Origin of the sequence: Bdellovibrio sp. HCB-110 (assembly GCF_047323225.1) — a bacterium.
GTDB lineage: Bacteria > Bdellovibrionota > Bdellovibrionia > Bdellovibrionales > Bdellovibrionaceae > Bdellovibrio.
The window spans coordinates 3,463,333-3,478,883 of the sequence record NZ_CP178750.1; the positions used below are offsets into that span (position 1 = coordinate 3,463,333).

Sequence of the window (15,551 nt, forward strand, 5' to 3'; positions counted from 1 at the left end):
AGGTCACAATGAAGCGACTATCTATGCGAAGATACATTGCTTTTATCATTATTCTTATTTCGTCTTTGAGAGCTTTTGCCGCCGAGGGCAACACGTCGCCGACCTTCCAATTGTCGGGAGATGTGAGTCTTCTTTCCCACTATGTGGAGTACGGGCTTTCTCAGTCAGACAAGTCACCAGCGCTGCAAGGTTCTTTCTGGTTTAACTTCGGCCCGCAATTCCGCTTAGGACTTTGGGGTTCAAACACAAACTTTGAAAACAGCGACGATCATTTTAATCTGCGCATGAATGCCGATATCAAAGTTTCGTTTTCTTCATCGACTCACCTGATTATCACATATGCAAAAAGCCAATACTACAACGGCGGCGAGCACAACGGTGATTTGCTTGGCGGTCATTTTCATTTCGGCGACTACCGCATTCTTTATGACAACAACAGCAATTGGGAAGGAACGGAAAGCCGCTCTTCTCGTTATGCCTTTGGAAAAGTCACAACCGTTTTCGGTTCTTGGAAATGGGATAACGAAGCAGGTTACAACACGCCTGACGTCGACGCTATAAATCCTTACTTTGATGCGCGCACGGGACTTGGAACTAAATGGGGAGTGATCTTTGTTGAAGGAGCCCTCACGGGGACTAGCGAAAGCTCCCAATTTAATGGTGCTGGGGATTTCTTCTTTATTCTGTCTGCATCGACGGAGTTGTGATTCCCGTCTCCTCTTTCAGATCTTGATCCACTTGCTGTTTCAAATCTTTAGGTGCTTCCGCTTTTTTGCGGTTGCTGATTTGATTCACAAAGTTGTCATACACAGACATATCCACACGAGATGGACCGAACAACGTATCTAGCTTGCGCGGCTTGCGACCGTCGGAAGTCAGTTCTTTTTGCGCGATCTTCACTCTAACAAAACCAATCAATTTCGCAGGATCAATCTCACCGCGCTTTTCTTTTACGTTAATACCGCCAACCACCGTGACGGAATTACTTTCAAGAGATGCCAAAATCTTATTGCGAACGATATCAAATCTTTCTGATGCCACTTTATTTGCCGACATCACACTGCCATCCGGAACTGCTTGAACAAAAAGCCCCGAAGTGATTTTGATGTCCGCGTCTTTAAGGCCGGAAGTCACACCTTTGATTTTATCCATGACCTTCACGAAATTGGCATTGGGTTGCGCCGTGCCTCTTTCAAAAAGCATGTAATCTGGAATATCAAAGTCATAACCTTCAGGAGTCACAACCACGTTTTTCGCCACATCATTCATTTGATCTGCCAAATACGCCGCGACCACTTTTGCTGATCCCATATCCAAAAGATTTGGAGTTTTATCAGCAGGCTCCATGAAACTTTGGAAGGCTTTTAATGGCTCATTCAAGATATCCAAGAAAAGTTTTTCCAGAGTTAATTCCGCACCGAAGTTTTGGAAATTGTATTCAATTACGGATGGCGTTGAGAAATAATCCGACACCGCTTTCTTCGTCTCTTCAGATTGACCCAAGAGCCACATCACGAGGAAGAAGGCCATCAATGCCGTCATAAAGTCGGCCAAGGCCACCTTCCAGGAACCCCCGTGGTGACCGCCGCCAGAGACGATAATTTTTTTGATGACGATTGTCTGTTTCTTTTCAGCCATTTAATTAAGTCCAGTTCCGCGGGCCGAGCCCGCTCCACATCCTCGCCGTGGGCGTTACGCTGCTTTCTTAATTTCTTTTGTCGCCTTGTCGATTTCGTCAAATGAAGGACGCTCTTCAGGCATGATCGTACGACGAGCGTACTCGACACACACGATCGGAGGCGCGCCTCTTTGCAACGCGATCATCGCTGCTTTAATACATTGCAAGTAACGACCTTCCGCTTCGATATCCGCTCCCATTTTCGTGGCTGTCGGACCAATCAAACCGTAGGCACCGAAAACCCCTAACATCGTTCCGACCAGGGCGCCGGCAACGAGAGAACCGATCTTCTCAACCCCTTCCGTCAAGTGACCCATCGTTTTTACGATACCAAGAACGGCGGCAACGATACCCAAACCCGGGAAACCATCTGCCGCGGCTTGAACCGCATGCTGAGCCAAATGTTCTTCGGCGTGGATCGCTTTAATATCTGCATCCAAAAGATCATCAACATCATACGGAGACATCTCCGCAGAAAGTGTGATTTTCATTGTGTCGCAAAGAAAATGAACGGCGTGGTGATTGTGCATAAAGCTTGGGTAAGCTTTGAAGATGTCACTCTTATCCGGTTCTTCGATGTGTTTCTCGATTCCTTGAGGTCCTTCTTTTCTGAATGCTTGGAAAAGCTGAAACATCATTTGCAAAAGCTCGACATAATCTTGCTTTTGAGGGCCTTTAGCCGTCATTGCCTTGATGCTGAGTTTAAATCCGGCTTTGATGATCTTCATTGGGTTGGCAATGATGTATGCTCCAAGTGCCGCTCCCCCGATAATCATCAACTCTAATGGCGCTGCTTTGAGAATCACGGACATGTGACCACCGGCTAACAGGAAGCCGCCGAACACCATCACAAATACTACGATTATACCTACAAAACCCATATGATATGACCTCTCAGTTTCTCTATCGGAGTGAAGTGTGTTAATATTGAGTCATTGCCGAATAAACTTGCCCATAGTCGAGAGTGGGACTAAGAGGAAAAGGTATGAAATTCAGCTTGAAGTACATTTTGGTATTTGCATTTCTTTTCTGCGCCAGTCCTAAGTCTTGGGCGGTTGCCAATCCTGATGATACAGACCCTTTGTTTGCTGAAACCAAGATCCTGCCCTATGAATGGAGTCCAGGCCAAGGCGGCAGTCTTGAGATCAAGATGAAACTTCCTGAGGGATATCACGCTTATGAAGATAAATTCAGCGTGGTTATTTTAGAGCCCGATGGATTTCAAGTGGCTCCCTTTAAAATTGAACCACTAAAAAAGTGGTACGACAAATTTTCTAAGAAAGAGCGCACCGGAGTTGAAAAAACAGCGACATTAACGGCTCATATCGAAGCGCCTTCACGATTTTTGAAAAAACACGACAAAATGAAATTGGAGCTCACGTATCAAGCGTGCTCGGACCAATTCTGTCTGTTTCCAACAACGAAGCTGATCGAAGTTCCCATCATGGTGACGATGGTCGAAGGCGAGCCTCGCGTTGAAAAAATGCAGGAAGAGATTGTTGCGAATCCCTCTTCCTTCTTTGATACCGCGAACTTTAATAAATACCTGGGTACGGGAATGTTCACAGGTCTTTTGTTTGTGTTTTTGGCGGGGATCTTTACAAGTTTTACTCCGTGTATTTTCCCGATGATTCCGATCACTCTGGCCGTTTTAGGAAATCATTCCAACGAGCGCAGTCGTTTGATGAATTTCATCACAAGCTGCATTTATGTATTGGGAATTGCGACGACCTATTCACTTTTGGGACTTCTTGCGGCCTCTAGCGGTGGCGTCTTTGGTGCAACGCTGGGAAATCCTTATGTCTTGAGTGTTGTCTGCATTATCTTCCTCGCGATGGCACTAAGCATGTACGGTCTTTACGAGTTGCAAGTTCCCGCGTTTATTCGCAATCGCTTAGGAACAGGAAAACAGAAACAGGGACTGGGTGGTGCCTACCTGACTGGTCTTTTTGCCGGAATTGTCGCAAGCCCTTGTGTAGGACCTGTGCTGGTTGCGATTTTGACTTATGTCGCTTCCACGCAAAATAAGATGATGGGATTTTTATATCTCTTCGTTTACGCCCTCGGTTTGGGTTTGATTTTCATCGCCTTGGGACTTTCCAATCAATTAGTCAAAGCCTTGCCTCGCTCCGGTGCATGGATGAATTCATTTAAATTTATTCTGGGCACACTGATGCTCAGTGCGTTTTATTATTACTTGGATCTTCTGCTCCCCGCTCGCTGGTTTGATGCGGCCTTGGGATTGGGATTGATTATTTTGGCCAGTGTTTATGGTGCTTTTCTTTCTGCCAAAGGTGGCTCTGCCCTTAAGCATATTCAAAAAGGCCTCATGCAAGCGGTGCTGATTGTCGGCATCGGTTCTGTGGTTGTGGCGGTCTTTGATTTACGTCCAGTGATCCGTGGAAACATGATGGCTGGCAATTCGTTAAATCAGATTAAGAAAATGAACTGGCAACCTTATTCTGAAGCAGCTCTCACGCAAGCGGCTAAGGATCAAAAGCCCGTTATTATTGATTTCTGGGCGGACTGGTGTGCTGCCTGTCACGAACTTGAGGAACAGACATTCACGGATGCTCGTGTACGTTCCATGGCTGAGGGTTTTGTTCTTCTTAAGTTTGATGCAACGAAAGAGTCCGAAGAGCTTCGGAGTCTAAAAAAGAAATATAATATTCAAGGTCTTCCCACAGTGGTCTTTATCAATCCTCACGGGGTATGGATTGACGCTCTGACACTGACTCAATTTGAAAAGCCGGATGCCTTCTTAAAAAGAATGGAAAAAGGAGCTCAATAGGCTCCTTTTTTTTCAAAATTAATTCACATACAAATGTGATTTCTCAACATTATATTATGCAAATCTTACTACTGCTGAAGTGTGACTTGCGCCACACCGTCCCCCGTGTTTAATAGAAGGTATGAGCACACAAAATATTTCGATCGAACGTACGTCTGCGCCTAAACAAAAACCTTCTGCGGATTCTCTCGGATTCGGGCGTTTTTTTACGGATCACATGTTCACGGCTTTCTATTCGACAAAAAAAGGCTGGTATGACGCCAAGATCACGCCTTATCAACCATTGCCTCTGGATCCAGGTGCCAGTGTTCTGCACTATGGACAAGCCCTCTTTGAAGGCATGAAAGCTTTTGCGCACGAAGACGGAAAATGTGTGATGTTTCGTCCTGAGTTCAATTGGCAACGCATGGTGGACGGAGCAGAACGCCTGTGCATGCAAGCTCCGCCGAAAGAACTTTTCTTACAAGGGATCAGCGAGTTGATCAAAGTAGATAAGGAATGGATTCCTCGTGAAAAAGGCAGCTCTCTTTACATTCGTCCCACTTTGATTGGAACGGAAGCTTTCTTGGGTGTGCGCCCTGCCGATGAATATTTGTTCTTCACGATTCTTTCTCCAGTGGGTTCTTACTATGGGAACGACAACAAGCCGGTAAAAATTTGGGTTGAAGAAGAATTGGTTCGCGCAGCTCCTGGCGGACTTGGCGCGACCAAAGCGGCGGCAAACTATGCTGCAAGTCTTAAAGCGGCACTCAATGCGAAGAAGAATTCTTACGCGCAAGTCCTGTGGCTAGATGTGAACCGCGAGTACGTTGAAGAAGTCGGCACAATGAATGTGTTCTTTGTATTTGAAGATGAAATCGTGACACCCGCTTTAGGTGGAACAATCTTAGGCGGCGGCACAAGAAACTCCATCGTCACTCTTTTGAAAAAACAAAATAAGAACATCACAGAAAGAAAAATCAGCATCAATGAAGTTCGTGAAGGTGAGAAAACAGGACGCTTAAAAGAAATCTTCGGTACAGGCACTGCGGCTGTCATCAGCCCGGTAGGTGAACTGGCAGCTAAAGATTGGAAGATTACGGTAAACAACGGCGAAATAGGTCCCGTGGCTTCTTATCTTTACGAAGAACTGACGGGCATCCAGCAAGGTGTTAAGCCGGATACGAACAACTGGCTCTATCATATATCTTAATATCGCTACAGAAGACTTCACGATGTGTCTCTGATTGAGCCACTGTATTCTATAAAGTCTTCTGGCCGAACACAAAATATAGACTGTCTTTTTAGAAATCCGAATCTGTTTCCGATTAGTTATGGGTGGGAAAAGACTTAGGTACGTTACTTCTTAGTATATTTCTGTGCGGCTGCTCTTTGGAAGCAGACTTAGCACATTTAGACTCGCTCTTGCTTCCGACAAGTCCCTCCTCCCCGACCAGTCACATACAAAAACTCGTAGGAAATGAGACATCCACTCGCGGATCAATTTATGCAACCTATGGCTCGTCCGTCGCATTTTCAGAAGATGGCAATACACTTGTGGTCGGAGCTCCCAGCGATAGCACAGATGCATCCGGCGCAAACTCAGTCACTCAGGCTGGCGCCGCTTTCGTTTATATCCGTAGTGGTGGAACCTGGGTCTTACAGCAAAAGTTAGTAGGCATTGGCACAAACGGCCGGAGCATCGGCGATGTCTTTGGATACAGTGTGGCTATTTCTGGAAATACTATCGTCGTGGGTGCACCTCAACAAGGATACGATGAAAATGGAGCAAACTTCGTCTCAAGTGCGGGCGCTGCCTTTGTCTTTACGAGAACCTCGGGAATTTGGAGTCTACAGCAAAAATTAGTTGGTAGCAGTCTCAATGGACGTGACTCATTGGATTGGTTTGGATACAGAGTCGCAATCTCGGGAGACACCATCGCCGTGAGTGCGACTCAACATGACTATGATGAAAATGGCGCAAACCCTGTAACAAACGCCGGAGCCGCCTGTTTGTCTTTACAAGATCATCGAACGTTTGGAGTCTGCAACAAAAACTAGTCGGCAGCGGAACCAACGGGCGCAAGCTCTCCGATCAGTTTGGAAGAAGTGTCGCTATATCCGGAGAAACTCTGGTCGTCGGTGTTCCCTATCAAGGATACGACGAAAATGGAGCCAATCTAGTTGGCAGTGCCGGAGCCGCATTTGTCTTTACAAGATCATCAAACGTTTGGAGTCTCCAACAAAAATTAGCTGGCAGCGGTACCAACGGACGCGTCGTCAACGATTACTTCGGAACCAGTGTGGCTATATCAAGTGAAACCATTGCCATCGGGGCCTCCAGTCAAGACTACGATGAAAATGGCGCCAACTCTGCTGCAAGTGCCGGAGCCGTATTCGTTTTCACAAGATCTTTGAACGTCTGGAGTCTGCAACAAAAACTAGTGGGTGGCGGCACCAACGGACGCATGGCCAGTGATGAGTTTGGAACTAGCATTTCTCTCTCTGGAGATTCGCTTGTTGTGGGTGCAATCAAGCAGGACTACGATGAAAACGGTGACAATGCCGTTATGAATGCCGGAGCGGCCTATGTCTTCACAAGGTCTGCGAACGTCTGGAGTCTGCAACAAAAATTAGTAGGCAGTGGTAACAACGGACGCATGGACACCGATCAATTTGGAAGCAGCGTCTCTCTATCAGGAGATACGATTGTCGTCGGTGCCTATTGGCAAGACTCTGATGAAAATGGTGATAACTCCAAAACAGAAGCAGGCGCAGCTTACACCTTCTCAAGATCATCGAACGTATGGAGTTTTGGAAAAAAATTAGCGGGCAATGGCACCAATGGACGTACGGCCGGTGACTCCTTCGGAGCTACGGTCACTCTCTCGGGAACCACGGCTGTCATTGGAGCTCCCTTTCATGACTTCGATGAAAACGGCAGTTCTCCTTCAAGCGAAGCCGGAGCCGTTTGGATTTATGATCTCTCAGAATAAGTGGAAACGCCTGTCTAGGTTACAGGCGCTTCAAACGTGCGATTTCCATTTTCGCTTCATTCAAAGCGGCTTGCGCAGAAATCATTTGCGCCTCTTTTTCAGCCAAAAGTTTTTGCAAGTGGTTCATGCGCACTTCAAAACTTTTGATCACGTTATTGTGACGATCGACCATTTCCTGAACTTTGAGATCCAGACTTTTGCGCTCGTTCACACGTTGAGCAAGTTGGGTGATTTTTTGACCGGCTTCTGTTGCAAGTCCATTGTGGCTTTGCTCAAGACGGCTTAAAAGATGGCTTTGTTTTTCAAATTTGATGTTCGAAGTTTTGATCAGCTCATTCACAGTGCCGACAACCTTGTTTAATTGATCCGCCAAAGCCTGATTTTGGGCTTTGAGTTCAAAAATCTGGCGATCTGTGTTCAAATAGTTGTTACCAGTTGTGCCTAGATTTGCCTGGCTTTCCAACAGAGAACTTTTAGCGACTTTCTTTTCCCCAAATAGTTCCGGATTCAATTCTTTGTTCATGTGCGCCCCTCCTAGGACTTCCAAAAATTCTGCATTTCCTATCATATTTTCTCTGGACTAAAATTTCAAATGTTCATACTTTATGCGCAAAGGAGGACCTGTGCTAAAAGTCGGACAGCTTTTGAAATTTGTTTCGGATCTTAATCCACAAAACACGCCGACACGCCTTTCTTTCTACAACTTCTTGCGTGGCTTCCCTCATCCCGAGGACGTTCTCACTCCTGAACTGATCGAAATGTTCTTCAATTACTGCATGGATTACCCGCACTGGGCTTCGAACAAGCAGCAGTTGGGACACGAAGTTCAGTTTTTGTTGGAGAATTTCAATAGCTTCTACCAGCAGAAGTTTGACCTGAGTCCGATCCGTTTTCCGCAAAACATGCAGCTTATCGAGATCGAACATTTCTCCGATCTTGTTGACGCGGTGAGTTCATACATTAAGACTCTATGCGGCGAAAATGACAAGTTCCGTATCTTGCCTGACCAAAACAAGCGCGCCATTGCCATCCTTCTTCGCGAAGATAAAAGCCTTGAAGTTCGCAGCTTTGATCGCAAGTTCACTATCCGCAATGGTCAGTTGGAACCTTTGCGTAACGACCTCGTGCTTTACTACTCTTCAGAACTTGAGCTTTCGAACCACCACACCCACAAAATCGAAGTGGCTCCGTACATCACGGCGCAATTCCGGGTTGTCGGCGACAAGGTCACGGGCTCTCTGTTAAGAGGTTATGTTTTCCAAAAACTTCAAGAGATGAAGAATGAACCTCTGCAAGAGCAAACGCGCGTTCTTTTCCCGATCAAGCGCTTGGAGCAATTCTTTGTCGATCGTCGTACTGATCCTTACTATCAAGATCTTGTGAGCCAGCTTGAGAGAACGTGTTCTCTTATCCAACAGGGTGATTCTGAGGCTCTGAAATGGTCTTCTATTGTGCTTAACAAAGCTGAGACTGCTGTTGATAACGTGTTTTTAGGAGATAAGCTCATGACTTTGCTCGTGCGCGACCTCCGTCACGCTATTGGCGAGTACAGCCGCAAGAATCTCTCCTCTTCTGCCCTCAGTGGTGATATATTGACCACTCAACACCTACCTGAGGCTGATGAAGAATGTCTGAAAATAACTCCACTCAAAGAGTTCGACTTAACAAATTAATCGCTGACGCCGGTCTTGCTTCCCGCCGTCATGCCGATCGCATGATTGAAGAAGGCCTTGTTACCGTCAATGGCAAACGCGTGTACGAGTTGGGAATCAAAGTAGATCCTCAATCAGACCGCATCCTTGTCGACGGCAAGCCTTTGCGCAAACCTCTGACTCAAAAACTTTACTTGGTTATGAACAAACCTAAAGGCGTCTTAACGACGATGGACGATCCCCATGAACGTCCAACGATTGCTGAATATCTTGAGGGAGTTCCTTCTCGCGTGTTCCCAGTGGGACGTCTGGATTGGGATTCCGAGGGTATGCTTCTTTTGACGAATGATGGTGATTTCGCCAACAAGGTTATGCATCCAAAAGCGGAAGTGACGAAAACATATCTTGTGAAATTGGATGGCCAGCCGCAACCTCATCAAATCGAAAAACTTAAAAAAGGCGTTTCGATCGTGGGCGGTAAAGTGTCAGCTCGCCATATCGAAAAAATCAAAAAAGCCGGCGACAATAAATCCGACAAGTACGAATGGTACAAAATCGTGATCACAGAGGGTAAAAACCGTCAGATCCGTCAAATGTTTGCGAAAGTGGGCTTTGACGTTTTGAAACTTCAACGTGTGGCGATTGGTCGCTTGCGTTTGGGAGCTTTGAAAACGGGCGAGTTGGTTTACTTAAACGAAGCCGCTATCGAACGCGTCTTCTTACCGGATGATCCAGAAGAAGTAAAAACAAAGCGCACTTACAAAGGACGCGCACCTTCCGTGAAAAAATCCGCAAAACCTGCCTCTCGTTTGAGAGTTAAAAAACCACGAGGCTAATTTCCATGGCCATGACCCCACGCTTGAGAGGAACGATTGAAATCTCCATCGCCAGCGTGGGTTTTGGTTTTTTAGGAATCTTCGGTAAATGGGCCTTTCAATCAGGCCTTTCCGTAGGCGAATTTCTTTCCTATCGCTTCACTCTGGCCGCTCTTCTGATTTGGATCTTTCTTCTTCTTTTCAAACCTGAATGGGTCAAACTGACAAAAAAGCAGATCTTCATTGCGGCTCTTTTGGGAATCTTCGGTTACGCTTTTTTCTCGACACTTTATTTTGAAGCTATCGAAGGTGTGAGTGTCACTCTCGCAGCCCTGTTGCTTTATACTTATCCATTTTGGGTGAATATCTTTTCGCATTTTTTTACTCACGATCGGATTTCAAAAAAAGAAGCTCTTTGCCTTGTTGCTGCTTCTGGCGGACTTGTTCTTTTGTTGTGGGGTCATATTGAAGTAAAAAATATTTGGGCTGTGGCGGCGGGACTTGGTTCTGCTATCAGCTACGCTATTTACGTTTTACTTTCGGGCCGTTTGCAAAAAAATGTCCGCCCTGTTTCTTCAGCTCTGTACGTGATTACCTTTGGCGCGATTGCTCTTTCACTGTTTCATCGTCCCGATTTTTCGTCCGTACAAAGTCTGACAAGTTTTCAAGCCAGCAGCATCTTGGGCATCGCTTTGATCTGTACAATCTTGCCTTTAAGTTTGGAACTGGCGGCTTTGCAGAAATTAAAAAGCACGGAAGTCGCTTTACTTATGATGATTGAGCCTCTCACGGCTGCGATCATGGGCGCGATTATTTTCCATGAAAGTCTGAGTCTGCGTCAGCTTTTAGGTGCCTTAGTGATTGCTGGCGCTCTCGTTGTGAATACTATTTCAAAAAATAAGGTCGAAACAGCATAAAGCTCGACCAGACTTTGTTCCAATTCAAGACAGTTTTTCGAATATGACCGAATAATCATACTCATTAGACTTTAAAAACCTGTCAAGAAACCGATAAGAAAGACATGAGAAATTGTACGTCACTGGTCTCATTTCTATTATTGCTTTTCAGTTCGCTAGGAGTCGCATCTCCGAATTCTTTTACCTATCAAGGTCGCATTCTTAAAACCGATGGAACCCCATTGGAATATGGTCATGTGAGTTTTCTTTTCGAAATTACGAATCCCACTGGAACTTGCGTAATCTATCGCGAACAAGTCGATGATGTGAACATGATCAATTCCAAAGGGATTTTCGATGTGCCCATCGGCTCGGGAACAAAGCTTTTCCCTGCTACTCCGACATTTAAACTTCTAGACGCTTTCAAAAATTCTGTGACTCAAAACTGTTCGGGAGGTTCGACTTACACTGCAGCCTCTGGAGACACTCGTCTTTTAAAAGTCCAGTTTCACGATGGCTCTGGTTGGAAAGTAATTTCTCCGTCGAATGAAATTCGCTCAGTACCTTTCTCAGCTTTCTCTTTATCTGCCGAAACATTAGGAGATAAAAACGCCGATGACTTCGTTTTAAAAACGGGAGTTCCAACCTGCGCCGCCAATGAATTTTTAACTTGGAATGGTTCGGCCCTTTCTTGTGCTCCTGTCAGTGGCGCCAGCGGAGGAACTGTGACGAATGTGACGTCCGGAAACTCTTATGTCACAATCACCAATAACACTTCCACTCCCCTTGTCACTTTGAATGTGGGAACCACTGCGGGAACTGTTGCTGCTGGTAACGATGCTCGTTTTACGGATGCCCGTGTTCCAATGGGAACAGCCGGTGGAGATTTAAGTGGAACTTATCCGAATCCTTCGGTTGGTAAAATTCAAGGTGTGGCGATTTCTGCTGCGGCTCCTACGAATGGTCACTTCTTAAAGTTTGATGGAACTCAGTGGTTGGGTTCTGCCATTGCGATGAGTGATGTGACGAATTTAAATTCTACTTTGAGTAACTATCATACTGTGGCTGCATTTAACTCTGCGGTGGGAAGTGCGAACTGTGCGGCTTATGAAACGCCGTACTGGAACTCAGTCTCCGGATCATTCCAATGTCAGGCGATCAACGTGTCTGTCGCGGGTGATGTGAGTGGTACGATTGGTGCAGTTTCTGTTAATAAAATCAAAGGTGTTGATGTTGATACAACAGGGTTAGCCGCTGGTCAGATTTTAAAATACGACGGAACTAAGTGGGCTCCGGCTGCGGATTCAAATGCTGGCGGTACTGTTACGAATATTGCGACGGGCACTGGCTTGAGTGGTGGTCCAATCACTTCTACTGGAACTCTTTCTTTGGCAAACACTGCTGTGAGTGCTGGATCATACGGTTCAACAACACAAGTTGGAACTTTCACGGTCGATGCCCAAGGTCGTTTGACTGCGGCTTCAAGTGCGGCGATTGCATTTCCTGTGACTTCTGTGGCAACAAAAACTGGTGCTGTGGTTCTCGATTATGGTGACATTAATAGTGCTGCTTCAAAATATCTGACTTACAAACCAAACAACGTCGCTTGTACTGACGGACAAGTTATTAAATGGGTGACGGCAAACTCTCGCTGGGAATGTGCGAATGACACAGACACTTCTTCAGGTGGAACAGTAACAAGTGTCACCGGTGCAAATAGTTATTTATCTGTAGCAACGGGAACGACGACTCCTGTTTTAACTGTGAATGTGGGAACTGCGGCAAACACTGTGGCTGCGGGTAATGATGCTCGTTTTACTGACGCGCGTACACCGACTGGAGCTGCAGGGGGAGATCTTAGCGGGACTTATCCCAATCCCACTGTCGCAAAACTTCAAACGAAACCCGTGAGTGCCACTGCACCAACAACAGGGCAAGTTTTAAAATTTGACGGCACAGACTGGGCACCGGCTGCGGATTCAAATGGGGGTGGTACAGTTACAAATATCGCAACGGGTACTGGTCTAAGTGGCGGACCTATTACTTCGACAGGAACTATTTCTCTCGCTAATACAGCGGTCACTCCTAACTCTTATGGCTCAACAACTCAAGTGGGCACATTCACTGTCGATGCTCAAGGTCGCTTAACTGCGGCATCCAATGCCGCGATTGCTTTCCCGGTGACGTCTGTTGCGACGAAGACTGGCGCTGTGACACTTGATTATGGGGATATCAACAGTGCTGCTTCTAAATATTTAACTTACAAACCGAACAACGTAGCTTGTACCGATGGACAAGTTATTAAATGGGTGACTGCAAACTCTCGCTGGGAATGTGCGAATGATACGGACACTTCTTCGGGTGGGACTGTTACGAATATCGCAACAGGCACGGGACTAAGTGGCGGTCCAATTACTTCCACTGGAACTATTTCACTTGCTAATACCGCTGTGACTGCGGGCTCATATACTCGCGCCAATATCACGGTCGATGCTCAAGGTCGTTTGACAGCAGCAAGCAACGGTGCAGCTGTGAATTTAGCAACTGAAGTCACGGGCACTTTGCCTATCGCCAACGGTGGCACAGGACAAACTACTGCAACAGCCGCATTTAACGGATTGTCTCCAAGCACAACTAAAGGTGATTTGATTGTTCACGATGGAACAAATGACATTCGTCTGCCTGTCGGAACAAATGGACAAGTTCTTTCTGCCAACTCGGCTCAAGCTTCCGGTCTTCAATGGATCACGCCAACAAATGGAACTGTGACGAATGTTACGGGTACGGCTCCCATTGTTGTAGCAACAGGATCAACAACTCCTGCGATTTCAATCAATGATGCAACTACAGGTGCAAAAGGCGCGGTTCAAGTCGGTGCTGGTATCGCAGTTTCTTCAGGAACTATCAGCGCTGATCCGGCAAACTTCCCTTCTGCAGTTCCTGTTTCTAAAGGTGGTACGGGAGCGACATCTCTTACGGCGAATAGACTTCTTGCCTCCAACGGAACGGGTTCAGCCGTCACAACATTTAACTGTGCTGTTGGACAAATGATTTCGTTTGATGCCACGGGTTTGATGATCTGTTCTACTTTCACAACAGGTTCTGTTTTCCTCAATGGCGGAAACTCGTTTGCGGGCACCGCCACTTTGGGAACAAACGATGCCCAATCTTTGGTCTTAGAAACTGCCAATACAGCTCGGGTCACAATTGACTCCTCTGGTAACGTCGGTCTTGGCACAGCATCGCCAAGTTATACACTCGATGTCGCTAGCACCGGAGCTAACGTAGCTCGTTTTACTGGAAATCAAGTCGTCGCCAATGCGACCTCAGGCAATCCGAATTTTTCTCTTCACGAAAATGGAACGTTGAAATGGTCTCTTGGAGAAATTGCCACAGACGATAGATTTAGAATTTCTAATGACTCTGCAGTCGAGAGATTTACGATTCTTCAAACTGGCAATGTCGGAATAGGGACGACTTCTCCGTCTCAGAAACTCGATGTTTCAGGTATAGTTCGCGCAGGCAGCGCAACGGCAACATCCGGAAGTCTTATGTTGGTCGACGCGTACACCAATGGAAATCTAACAACTTTCGGAACAGAGCAATCCAGCGGAGCTCCGGCAATTGGGTATGGTGTCTCTCCAGCAGCAACAAGTCAAAACTTCCTCTCCTCAACACCAAACTCAAATCAAGTTCGCGCAGCCCTGGTGCTAGGCGGTTCCGAAGGAATTCGTTTCTATAATGGAGCAGCACAAACTGTAGCCACGGGTTCTGCGGTCACTATGAACGAAGTTATGCGCATCACTTCCGCGGGATACGTCGGAATTGGCACAAACAATCCTGGGGCAAAATTTGAAATGACTCGAAACTTCAACGGCGAGAGCAATACCACGGCCGCATTCATCGGTGGAATAGACTCAGGCTATACAAATACCGGAGCGTACTTCGTTCAAAAAGACAATACTGGTTTGAGCTCCAACAACACGTATCTCTTTAACGTTGTGAGAAATGGTACAAGCCAATTTATGGTAACTGGTTCTGGCCGAGTTGGGGTGGGCACATCGACACCTAGCTATCCATTGCATGTTTCAGGAACTGGATATGTCAATGATGGAAGCTCCTACGTAGAGGTACTATCTCGCACTGACTCCGCTCTGAATGTGACGAACAATCACGCCACAAAACGTGGGTTTACAATTCACCATGAAAACAGCAGTGCTTATATTGCTCAGTGGTATCACTGTCCCGGTGGAACTTGCACACAGAAAATGTTCTTTGATTACGCTGGAAATATGACCATCGCGGGAACATTGTCTCAGTCTTCAGACATTCGCCTTAAGAAAGACATCCAGCCGTTAGAAAATAGTCTTAGCAAAATATTAGCGCTGCAAGGTGTTTCTTACTTCTGGAAAAATCCCGACGTGCCCGAAAAGCAAATTGGTCTGATTGCACAAGAGGTGGAAAAGAAATTCCCTGAAGCCATTCGCACTGACAAAGAGGGCTGGAAGTCCGTTGCCTACCAAAACTTGGTAGCTCCCATCATCAATTCGATTAAAGAACTTTACACTTTGATGATCTCAGAAAACAAAAAACAAGATCGAGAAATCGCATCCCTTAAGGAAAATAATCAGACCTTGAATATGAAAGTGGATGCGTTGGAAAAACAAAATCAAGAACTCAAAGAGGCTCTCTGCGAAATGAATCCTCAATCGAAGGTCTGCAAACGCAAATAAATGGTGAGAAA

Annotated in this window: 12 protein-coding genes; 9 read left to right on the forward strand and 3 right to left on the reverse strand. The window is 46.2% G+C overall.

The window, feature by feature from the left end:
- Nucleotides 1–8 precede the first annotated feature (8 nt).
- A complete protein-coding gene (locus tag ACL934_RS16440) occupies nucleotides 9–707 on the forward strand; it encodes a TorF family putative porin (protein ID WP_413612611.1) in 699 nt (232 codons plus the stop codon).
- On the opposite strand, the gene ACL934_RS16445 is transcribed toward ACL934_RS16440, so the two are convergent.
- Both ACL934_RS16445 and motA read right to left on the reverse strand, forming a co-directional pair.
- Nucleotides 679–1,638, reverse strand: a complete 960-nt coding sequence (locus tag ACL934_RS16445) for a flagellar motor protein MotB (RefSeq protein WP_374075303.1) — start codon at nucleotides 1,636–1,638, stop codon at nucleotides 679–681. The genes ACL934_RS16440 and ACL934_RS16445 overlap by 29 nt on opposite strands.
- 54 nt (nucleotides 1,639–1,692) lie before the next feature.
- Nucleotides 1,693–2,559: a flagellar motor stator protein MotA gene (motA, locus tag ACL934_RS16450; protein WP_374075305.1), complete on the reverse strand. Its 867-nt coding sequence runs from the start codon at nucleotides 2,557–2,559 to the stop codon at nucleotides 1,693–1,695.
- 104 nt (nucleotides 2,560–2,663) lie between these two features.
- Between motA and ACL934_RS16455 the strand changes: the two genes are divergently transcribed.
- From ACL934_RS16455 to ACL934_RS16470, 4 genes are all read left to right on the forward strand, one after another.
- Nucleotides 2,664–4,469, forward strand: a complete 1,806-nt coding sequence (locus tag ACL934_RS16455; RefSeq protein WP_374075308.1) for a protein-disulfide reductase DsbD family protein — start codon at nucleotides 2,664–2,666, stop codon at nucleotides 4,467–4,469.
- 121 nt (nucleotides 4,470–4,590) lie between these two features.
- Nucleotides 4,591–5,661 (forward strand): branched-chain amino acid aminotransferase, encoded by a 1,071-nt coding sequence (locus ACL934_RS16460; protein ID WP_413612612.1) that lies wholly within the window; start codon nucleotides 4,591–4,593, stop codon nucleotides 5,659–5,661.
- Between the two features lie 212 nt (nucleotides 5,662–5,873).
- Nucleotides 5,874–6,509 (forward strand): FG-GAP repeat protein, encoded by a 636-nt coding sequence (locus ACL934_RS16465; protein WP_413612613.1) that lies wholly within the window; start codon nucleotides 5,874–5,876, stop codon nucleotides 6,507–6,509.
- Nucleotides 6,494–7,444 carry a hypothetical protein gene (locus ACL934_RS16470; protein ID WP_413613500.1) on the forward strand — a complete coding sequence of 317 codons (951 nt, stop codon included), beginning with the start codon at nucleotides 6,494–6,496 and terminating at the stop codon, nucleotides 7,442–7,444. Before ACL934_RS16465 ends, ACL934_RS16470 begins: the two co-directional genes overlap by 16 nt.
- Nucleotides 7,445–7,463: 19 nt before the next feature.
- On the opposite strand, the gene ACL934_RS16475 is transcribed toward ACL934_RS16470, so the two are convergent.
- Nucleotides 7,464–7,967: a hypothetical protein gene (locus ACL934_RS16475; protein ID WP_374075313.1), complete on the reverse strand. Its 504-nt coding sequence runs from the start codon at nucleotides 7,965–7,967 to the stop codon at nucleotides 7,464–7,466.
- A gap of 100 nt (nucleotides 7,968–8,067) precedes the next feature.
- Between ACL934_RS16475 and ACL934_RS16480 the strand changes: the two genes are divergently transcribed.
- The 4 genes from ACL934_RS16480 (at nucleotide 8,068) to ACL934_RS16495 (ending at nucleotide 15,540) form a co-directional block, all read left to right on the forward strand.
- Nucleotides 8,068–9,117 (forward strand): hypothetical protein, encoded by a 1,050-nt coding sequence (locus tag ACL934_RS16480; RefSeq protein WP_413612614.1) that lies wholly within the window; start codon nucleotides 8,068–8,070, stop codon nucleotides 9,115–9,117.
- The gene (locus ACL934_RS16485) at nucleotides 9,072–9,932 is read left to right on the forward strand and encodes a pseudouridine synthase (RefSeq protein ID WP_374075317.1); all 861 of its coding nucleotides are present in this window, start codon (nucleotides 9,072–9,074) and stop codon (nucleotides 9,930–9,932) included. Before ACL934_RS16480 ends, ACL934_RS16485 begins: the two co-directional genes overlap by 46 nt.
- Before the next feature lie 5 nt (nucleotides 9,933–9,937).
- Complete coding sequence (locus ACL934_RS16490; protein WP_374075319.1) at nucleotides 9,938–10,828, forward strand: EamA family transporter; 891 nt, start codon at nucleotides 9,938–9,940, stop codon at nucleotides 10,826–10,828.
- Nucleotides 10,829–10,932: 104 nt separating this feature from the next.
- The gene (locus ACL934_RS16495) at nucleotides 10,933–15,540 is read left to right on the forward strand and encodes a tail fiber domain-containing protein (protein ID WP_413612615.1); all 4,608 of its coding nucleotides are present in this window, start codon (nucleotides 10,933–10,935) and stop codon (nucleotides 15,538–15,540) included.
- Nucleotides 15,541–15,551: the final 11 nt, after the last annotated feature.

Bases quoted from the DNA above. Each gene is read 5' to 3' on its own strand.
- ACL934_RS16445 (WP_374075303.1), bottom strand. From the start codon at position 1,638: ATGGCTGAAAAGAAACAGACAATCGTCATCAAAAAAATTATCGTCTCT.
- ACL934_RS16455 (WP_374075308.1), top strand. From the start codon at position 2,664: ATGAAATTCAGCTTGAAGTACATTTTGGTATTTGCATTTCTTTTCTGC.
- ACL934_RS16460 (WP_413612612.1), top strand. From the start codon at position 4,591: ATGAGCACACAAAATATTTCGATCGAACGTACGTCTGCGCCTAAACAA.
- ACL934_RS16485 (WP_374075317.1), top strand. From the start codon at position 9,072: ATGTCTGAAAATAACTCCACTCAAAGAGTTCGACTTAACAAATTAATC.
- ACL934_RS16475 (WP_374075313.1), bottom strand. From the start codon at position 7,967: ATGAACAAAGAATTGAATCCGGAACTATTTGGGGAAAAGAAAGTCGCT.
- ACL934_RS16495 (WP_413612615.1), top strand. From the start codon at position 10,933: ATGAGAAATTGTACGTCACTGGTCTCATTTCTATTATTGCTTTTCAGT.
- ACL934_RS16440 (WP_413612611.1), top strand. From the start codon at position 9: ATGAAGCGACTATCTATGCGAAGATACATTGCTTTTATCATTATTCTT.
- ACL934_RS16490 (WP_374075319.1), top strand. From the start codon at position 9,938: ATGGCCATGACCCCACGCTTGAGAGGAACGATTGAAATCTCCATCGCC.
- motA (WP_374075305.1), bottom strand. From the start codon at position 2,559: ATGGGTTTTGTAGGTATAATCGTAGTATTTGTGATGGTGTTCGGCGGC.